Here is a 6059-nt window from a genome sequence, read left to right as displayed (position 1 = left end):
GGGTGGTGGGCGGGGCGGCGGCGGCGGGGGGGGGGGCGGGGGGGGCGGGGCGGGGGCGGCGGGGGGCCGGACCGGCTGGGCGGCCTGGACCGGCTGGGGCTCCGGGGCGGGCGGGGCGGTCTGCGGGGTCGGCAGCGGTGTCGCCGGGGCGATCGTCCAGTCGTCCTCGTCGACCGGGAGCGACTGCGCCTGCGACTGCGGCTGCGACTGGGGCTGGGCGGCGGGCTGCGACTGCGGGGCCTGGGCGGGGACGCGCGGGTCGCCGCCGCGGTCGGTCAGGTCGACCGCGGAGCCGCCCGGGGCGGCGTCCTCGTCCTCGACCGTGATGCCGAAGTCGGTGGCCAGCGCGAGCAGCCCGTCCACGTAGCCCTGGCCGACCGCGCGGAACTTCCAGCCGCCGGCCCGGCGGTAGAGCTCGGCGGCGACCAGCGCGGTCACCTGCTCGCCCTCGTCCACCACGAACTCGGCCAGCGCGGGCGACCCTTCGGGCGCGGCCGCGTCGAACAGCAGCACCCGCAGGTCGGGCACCGCGGGGAAGGCGCCGCCCTCCGCCGAACCGGCCAGCACCACCCGGTCGACCTCGGCGGGCAGTTGGGACAGGTCGATCTCCAGCCCGTCCCGGACCGTCCCGTCCGCGACCTGCTTGGGCAGGTGCCGGACCAGGCCGGACGGGTGCCGGGGCTGGTTGTAGAACACGAAGTCGGAGTCGTCGCGGACCTTGCCGTGGGCGGTCACCAGCAGGGCCGAGGCGTCCACGTCCGGGGTGCCCGGGCTGTCCGTCCACCGCAGGACGGCACGGACGGCGGCCGCCGTCAGCGGGATGTTGGCGCCCTTCGCCATCACGTGCGTCATAGCGCACCATCCTGCCGCCTGCCGGGGGCCCGGGACAACGCGGGGCGCGTCATCGGCGCGCCCCGTCGGGGAGGCCCCGCCGGGTGCCGGTGGCGCGGGCGCCGGCGGTGCCGCGGGCCGGGGTGCCCGGCGGGCTCGGTGACGGCGCTGACAACCTTGCGAGAATTCGATGTTTCGAACTCTTCGGTCGAGGTCATCCGGCCGTACGATAAGCGGCCAACGGCCCCCGGTGCTCCCCACCCGGCGACGGCGTGCGCGCTCCGGCGAACTTTCCGGCCGTGCCGACCGTCCCATGGACAGAGAGGCGGCAGCCGTTCCCGCCGCCGGCGGGCCCACCAGACCACAGCGGGAGAGCACCTTGCGCCACTTCGGGCATCTCGCGGACGACGTCCGCAGCCGGCTCTTTCACGAGCAGCCCGCCGCCTTCGACCGCGACAGCGAGGCGGCCGTCCTCGCCACCGCCCTCGGAGCCACGCTCTACAGCCCCGCCACCCGGCCCACCCTGGCCCGGGACGTCCTCAAGCAGGCCGCCCGCGGCGTGGTCTCCATGGTGCTCTGCCTGGAGGACGCGATCGCCGACCACGAGGTCGACGACGCCGAACGGAACCTGGTGGACCAGCTCACCGCGCTCGCCGAGCAGGGCGCCGACGCCGAACTGCCGCTGCTGTTCGTCCGGGTCCGGACCCCCGAGCAGATCACCGACCTGACCGGACGGCTGGGCCCCGCGCTGCGCCTGCTCAGCGGCTTCGTGGTGCCCAAGTTCACCGAGGACAGCGGGCTGCCCTTCCTGGAGGCGCTGACCGGCGCCGAGGAGCGCACCGGGCAGCGGCTGTTCGTCATGCCGGTGCTCGAATCGCCCGAACTCGCCCACCTGGAGAGCCGCCGCGAGCAGTTGCACGGCATCGCCCGGCTGCTCGACAAGCACCGCGGACGCGTCCTGGCCGTCCGGCTCGGCGTCACCGACCTGTGCTCCGCGTACGGGCTGCGCCGCTCGCCCGACCTGACCGCCTACGACGTCGCCCTGGTGGCCGGCGTGATCGGGGACGTGGTCAACGTGCTCGGCCGGGCCGACGGCACCGGGCACACCGTCACCGGGCCGGTCTGGGAGTACTTCCCGCTCCAGGAGCGGATGTTCAAGCCCCAGCTGCGCCGCACCCCGTTCGCCGAGGTCATCCCGCCCGCCGACCGGGTCCGCCAGCGGCTGATCGAGCACGACCTGGACGGGCTGATCCGGGAGATCGAGCTCGACCGGGCCAACGGGCTGCTCGGCAAGACCTGCATCCACCCCAGCCACGTCGCCGCCGTGCACGCGCTGTCCGTGGTCACCCACGAGGAGCTGTGCGACGCGCAGGACATCCTGCAGCAGCACCGCGGCGGCGGCGGGGTCAGCCGCTCCGCGTACACCAACAAGATGAACGAGGCCAAGCCGCACCGGGCCTGGGCCGAGCGGGTGCTGCTGCGGGCCGAGGTGTTCGGCGTCGCCCGCCCCGAGGTCACCTTCGCGGAGCTGCTGTCCGCCTGCATCGGCTGAACCGGCCGGACTGCCCGCCGCGGCCGGTTCGGCCGATGCCGCATCAGCCGGTCGGACGACGGGCGGGTCGGCCGGTCGGCGCGGGCTTCCCGGCCGGTCGGCGCGGGCTTCCCGGCCGGTCGGGTGATCCGGGGGTCCCGGCGCGCCCCGTACGCTCGAACCCGAACCGCACACCCGCGCGTCCGCGTCCGTCCCATTGGCACCACCAGCACTACCAGCACCACCAGCACCATCCGCACCGCCTTCCGTGCCACCGTGCTCGTCGAGAGGAGCCCCGATGACCGCCGACACCACCGCCCCCGGGCCCGTCGGGGCCGAGCCCTGGACGGGCCAGTGGGTCACCGACCGGCTCGGCCTGCGCCTCACCGGCGGGCCCGAACTGACCGGGCTGATCGGCCTCGCCCTGCGGGTCAACCCCAAGCGCGCCCACCTGCTGGTCTCCCGGGTGCTGGGCAAGCACGTCCCGCAGCGGCCCGCGACGGTGCACGGCACCGGGCTCGACCTCGGCCGCCGGGTCGCCGCGCTGCTCGGCCCCGAGGAGGCCGCGCGGGCCGTGGTGCTCGGGTACGCCGAGACCGCCACCGCCCTCGGCCACAGCGTCGCCGACGGGCTCGACGCCCCCTACCTGCACTCCACCCGGCGGCCCGTCCCCGGCGTCGCCCCGCTCGGCGGCTTCGAGGAGGAGCACTCGCACGCCACCAGCCACCTGTTGCTCCCCGAGGACCCGCTGCTGCTGGCCGGCGACGGCCCGCTGGTGCTGGTCGACGACGAGTTCTCCACCGGCACCACCGTCATCAACACCATCCGCGCCCTGCACGCCGCCCACCCGCGCGAGCGGTACGTCGCCGTCGCCCTGGTCGACCTGCGCACCCCCGCCGACCGCGAGCGGCTGCACGCCGCGGCCGCCGCGCTCGGCGCCCGCCTCGACCTGGTCGCCACCGCCGCCGGCGGCGTCGAACTGCCCGAGGGCGTGCTGGAGCGGGCCCGGGAGCTGATCGAGGCCGCCCCCGCCCCGCGGCCCTCCGCCGGCCCGCCCGGCGAACTGGTCAGGCTCGACCTGCCCTGGCCCGCCGACCTGCCCGACGGCGGCCGGCACGGCTTCACCCCCGACCACCGACGCCGCCTCGACGCGGCCCTGCCCGCCCTCGGCACCGCGCTCGCGGCCGCCGTCGGCCCCCGCCCCGGCCGGGTCCTGGTGCTCGGCTGCGAAGAGCTGATGTACGCCCCGCTCCGGCTCGCCGAAGCGCTGCAGCACGCCCGCCCCGACACCGAGGTGCGCTTCTCCACCACCACCCGCTCCCCGGTGTTCGCCCTCGACGAGCCCGGCTACGCCATCCGCACCCGGCTCGCCTTCGCCGCCCACGACGACCCGGCCGACCGCTCCACCGAGCGCTACGCCTACAACGTCGCCCCCGGCGCCGACCCCGCCCGCCGCTTCGACACCGTCGTCCTGGTCGTCGACGACCCCGCGGACACCCCCGCCCTGCACCACGGCCCCGACGCCCTGCTGCCCGCCCTGCGCACCACCACCGACCGGGTGGTGCTCGCCGTTCTCCCGTCGTACCGCCCCGAGCCACCCGCCCGACGCCCCGCTGCCCGAGCATGACCCGTACCCCGTCGAAGGCACCCAGCATGACCGCGCACACCGCCCCCTCCCCGACCGCCGCCCGCCCGCTGCACGGGCCGGCCTTCTCCAGCTACCCGGCCGCCGACGTCACCTGGCTGCTCAAGGACCTCTCCGACGTCCACCTCGAAGCGCCCACCGAGGAGCGCGAGGAGGCCGTGCAGTCCGGCGGCGCCCACTACGCCGAGTCGCTGCCCGTCGAGTACCAGCCCGACGCCGCCTACCAGCAGCTCTTCCACACCGCCCTCGACGCCTCCGCGACCCGCCTGGCCACCGCCGTCGGCACCGTCGCCGAGACGCTGCTGCGCGAACGCGGCCCGCACCTGGTGCTCGCCTCGCTCGCCCGGGCCGGCACCCCCGTCGGCATCCTGATCCGCCGCTGGCTCGCCCACGCCCACGGCCTCGACGTGCCGCACTACACCGTCTCCATCGTCCGCGGCCGCGGCATCGACCAGGTCGCCCTGCGCCACCTCGCCGCCCACCACCGCCCCGCCGACGTGGTCTTCGTCGACGGCTGGACGGGCAAGGGCGCCATCACCCGCGAACTCGAACAGGCCCTGGCCGGCACCGGCTTCGACCCCGAGCTCGCCGTCCTCGCCGACCCCGGCGGCTGCGTGCGCACCTACGGCACCCGGGACGACTTCCTGATCCCCTCCGCCTGCCTCAACTCCACCGTCTCCGGCCTGGTCTCCCGCACCGTGCTGCGCGCCGACCTGACCGGGCCGGACGAGTTCCACGGCGCCAAGTTCTACCGCGAACTGGCCGGGGCCGACGTCTCCCGCCACTTCGTCGACACCGTCGCCGCCGCGTTCCCCGCCGTCGCCGAGGCCGTCGCCGCCGAGACCGCCCGGCTCGCCACCGCCGACCGCACCCCCACCTGGGAGGGCTGGGCCGCCGTCGAACGGATCAGCGCCGAGTACGGCATCGACAGCGTCAACCTGGTCAAGCCCGGCGTCGGCGAGACCACCCGCGTCCTGCTGCGCCGCGTCCCCTGGCGGATCCTCGCCCGCCGCGGCGCCGGAGCCGACCTCGACCACGTCCGGCTGCTGGCCGAGCAGCGCGGCGTCCCGGTCGAGGAGACCGACGACCTGCCCTACACCTGCGTCGGCCTGATCCACCCGCGCTACACCCGTGGCGCCACCGGCGCGGACGGCACCGCCGTCCAGACCTGACCCCGCCCCCGAACGAAGGAGACCCCGCCCGTGCCGCAGTTCCTGGTCGCCAGCGACCTCGACCGCACCCTCGTCTACTCCAACCGCGCCCTCGGCCTGGACGTGCCCGACCGGCTCGCCCCCCGGCTGCTCGCGGTGGAGGTGCACGACGGCAAGGCGCTCTCCTTCATGACCGAGCAGGCCGCCGCCCTGCTCGCCGAGATCGCGGCCCTCGCCCCGGTCGTCCCGGTCACCACCCGCACCCGCGCCCAGTACGAGCGGATCCACCTCCCCGGCCCCACCGCGGACTGGATCCCCCCGTACGCGGTCTGCGCCAACGGCGGCCACCTGCTGGTCGACGGCGTCCCCGACCAGGACTGGCAGCGGCAGGTCCGCACCCGGCTCGACGCGGAGAGCGCCCCGCTCGCCCAGGTCGTCGAGCACCTCGCCCTGGCCGCCGACCCGGAGTGGACCCACAAGCGGCGCGTCGCCGACGAGCTGTTCGCCTACCTGGTGGTCGAGCGCGCCGAACTCCCGCCCGGCTGGATCGGCGAGCTCACCGCCTGGTGCGCCGAGCGCGGCTGGACGGTCTCCCTCCAGGGCCGCAAGGTCTACGCCGTGCCCGCGCCGCTCTCCAAGGGCGCGGCCCTGGACGAGGTGCGGCGGCGCAGCGGCGCCGGGACGGTCCTGGCGGCCGGCGACTCCCTGCTGGACGCCGAACTCCTGCTCGCCGCGGACCTGGCCTGGCGGCCGGGGCACGGCGAACTCGCCGAGACCGGCTGGACGGCGCCGAGCGTCACCGCGCTCAGCGAGACCGGGGTGGGCGCGGGGGAGGAGATCCTCCGCCAGGTGCTCAAGCACATCAGCTGAGGTTCCGGCCCCGGCGGCGGAACCGGCCCCG

At 76.2% G+C, this 6059-nt stretch carries 3 protein-coding genes and 1 pseudogene; 3 read left to right on the top strand and 1 reads right to left on the bottom strand.

The features are described from left to right. Positions 1-852, bottom strand: an 852-nt coding sequence (locus tag OO48_RS35265) for a TerD family protein (protein ID WP_051732354.1), incomplete at its 3' end; no start/stop codon positions are given. A 358-nt stretch (positions 853-1210) separates the two neighbouring features. Here OO48_RS35265 and OO48_RS20345 point away from each other — a divergent pair. The 3 genes and pseudogenes from OO48_RS20345 (at position 1211) to OO48_RS20335 (ending at position 6028) form a co-directional block, all read left to right on the top strand. Then, positions 1211-2383 carry an HpcH/HpaI aldolase/citrate lyase family protein gene (locus OO48_RS20345; RefSeq protein WP_033218288.1) on the top strand — a complete coding sequence of 391 codons (1173 nt, stop codon included), beginning with the start codon at positions 1211-1213 and terminating at the stop codon, positions 2381-2383. A 277-nt stretch (positions 2384-2660) separates the two neighbouring features. Further along, positions 2661-5179 (top strand): annotated as a pseudogene (locus OO48_RS38955) (phosphoribosyltransferase). A gap of 30 nt (positions 5180-5209) precedes the next feature. Next, positions 5210-6028 carry an HAD family hydrolase gene (locus OO48_RS20335; RefSeq protein WP_033218285.1) on the top strand — a complete coding sequence of 273 codons (819 nt, stop codon included), beginning with the start codon at positions 5210-5212 and terminating at the stop codon, positions 6026-6028. Positions 6029-6059 lie beyond the last annotated feature (31 nt).

Source organism: Kitasatospora phosalacinea, assembly GCF_000716545.1.
Lineage (GTDB): Bacteria > Actinomycetota > Actinomycetes > Streptomycetales > Streptomycetaceae > Kitasatospora > Kitasatospora phosalacinea.
This window is presented reverse-complemented; position numbering and strand designations above follow the sequence as displayed.